Source organism: Flavonifractor sp. An52, assembly GCF_002159385.1.
Lineage (GTDB): Bacteria > Bacillota > Clostridia > Oscillospirales > Oscillospiraceae > Flavonifractor > Flavonifractor avicola.
The window spans coordinates 1-1,148 of sequence record NZ_NFIB01000069.1 but is presented as its reverse complement, the minus strand read 5'-3'; the positions used below and the strand labels follow the sequence as shown (position 1 = coordinate 1,148).

Here is a 1,148-nt window from a genome sequence, read left to right as displayed (position 1 = left end):
AATCGGGGTGAGCGCAGCGTGCCAGCAACTCGGTATCTCCACGAAGACAGTATACAACTGGCGCCGGGCAGAGCGACTGGCCAGAGGTGAGATTCGTGGCGTACAGCCGGGTGAAACACCAGAGCAAGCCGTAGCCCGTTTAACTCGAGAAAATAAAGAATTGCACGAAGCAAACTACATTCTACGAAAAGCGTTGGGTTTTATGGCGGGTCGATAACCGGTATTCGTCCGCGACATCTGTATGCATGGATCGAAGCCAATCATCAGGACAGTAGTATTGCATTGTGCTGTCAGGTTCTCGGTGTACGCCGGGAAGGGTATTATGGTTGGAAACGCAGACCAGTGCATACAGACCATGATGCGGAAACGGTATCGGCCCTGAAACAATTGCGGCAACAGCATCCCTGCTACGGGGTGCGCAGTTTGCGGGAAGCATTGCCGGAAACACAGCGTCCAAGCTATGGGAAGTGTTATCGGTTATGCAAGGAAAATCACCTGTTAATACGCAAAAAGCGTCCGCATAGCCTGACAAAGACCAATTTTCACGCACCACAAAATGATGATCTGGTACGACGGGATTTTACCGCATCGGCGCCCGGAACGAAGTACATCAGCGATATGACCGAAATCAAATGTGCAGATGGTAAGCTGTATCTCGCTGCAATTTTAGACTGTTTTGATGGCGCGGTAGTCGGTTATGCAATGCGCCCCCATATGCGCGCCAGTTTATGCTGTGATGCGTTTCGCCATGCAGTTTCCCGCTATGGTTATGAGCCCGGTTTGATCCTTCATTCTGATCACGGCAGCCAGTACACCAGCCGGGAATACCGTGCGCTGCTTACCCAGTATGGATCCATTCGGCAAAGCATGGGACGCACACACTGCTGTTTTGACAATGCGCGGATGGAAAGTTTTTTTGCAACGCTCAAAAAAGAGTTGATTTATCGACTTCACTGCGTCTCCATGAAACGGGATCAGGTTCGGCAGATGATCTTCCGCTGGATCGAAACATATTACAATCCTCTCCGACGCAACACTGCCAACGAGGATCATCTGCCTCCGCTGGTCAAGCGGAGACGGTGGCTGTCAGCACAAACGCAGGTGGCATAACCGGACATGTTGGGTGTGCGGTTTTCTTGACTATTCCA

At 51.3% G+C, this 1,148-nt stretch carries 2 protein-coding genes; both read left to right on the top strand.

Going from position 1 to position 1,148, the window contains the following annotated elements:
• On the top strand, positions 1-217 hold a 217-nt coding region (locus B5G06_RS13965), incomplete at its 5' end, for a transposase (protein ID WP_158094729.1).
• Positions 160-1,110: an IS3 family transposase gene (locus tag B5G06_RS13960; RefSeq protein WP_143382762.1), complete on the top strand. Its 951-nt coding sequence runs from the start codon at positions 160-162 to the stop codon at positions 1,108-1,110. The genes B5G06_RS13965 and B5G06_RS13960, both read left to right, overlap by 58 nt.
• Positions 1,111-1,148: the final 38 nt, after the last annotated feature.